Source organism: Exiguobacterium sp. SH1S21 (assembly GCF_004337175.1).
In the GTDB taxonomy this organism is placed as follows: Bacteria; Bacillota; Bacilli; order Exiguobacteriales; family Exiguobacteriaceae; genus Exiguobacterium; species Exiguobacterium aurantiacum_A.
Genome location: NZ_SJUY01000044.1, coordinates 1 through 381, shown reverse-complemented (window position 1 = coordinate 381; position 381 = coordinate 1). Strand labels below are relative to the sequence as shown.

Below are 381 nucleotides of genomic sequence, written 5' to 3'. Positions count from 1 at the left end.
CCCGCACACAGCGGGAGGCGAACGGTTCCAGGGTCATCCCGCGGTCATCGCGGCGGTGCGTGAGGACCTTCACCAGCCGACCGTGCACCGCCCGCTTGGCGCCGTCCTCCGCCGGGTTCACGAGCGGGCCTCCTGCCGGGCGCCGTGGGCGTAGGCGTCGGCGACGAGTTCCGCCGTGGCCAGGCCGTCCGGCGCCGTCGGGCCGCCGGTCGCCCCGGCGCGCACGGACCGGGCGAACTCCCGCAGCACGCCCTCGTACTCGTGCCAGAGCGAACCCTTGAACTCCGGGTGTCCGGCGAGCATGTCGGCACCGTCGGTACGGCCGTCCGCGAGCTGCACCTCCACGGTCTTCCGCTCCCCCGGGTACGACCAGTCCAGCAC

2 protein-coding genes are annotated in these 381 nt (G+C 74.5%); both read right to left on the bottom strand.

All coding sequences use genetic code 11. From position 1 onward, the window contains the following. A partial coding sequence (locus tag EVJ24_RS15620) for a DUF6917 domain-containing protein (RefSeq protein WP_442899268.1) occupies positions 1-121 on the bottom strand: 121 nt, incomplete at its 3' end. Next, a partial coding sequence (locus tag EVJ24_RS15275) for a hypothetical protein (protein WP_442899267.1) occupies positions 118-381 on the bottom strand: 264 nt, incomplete at its 5' end. The genes EVJ24_RS15275 and EVJ24_RS15620, both read right to left, overlap by 4 nt.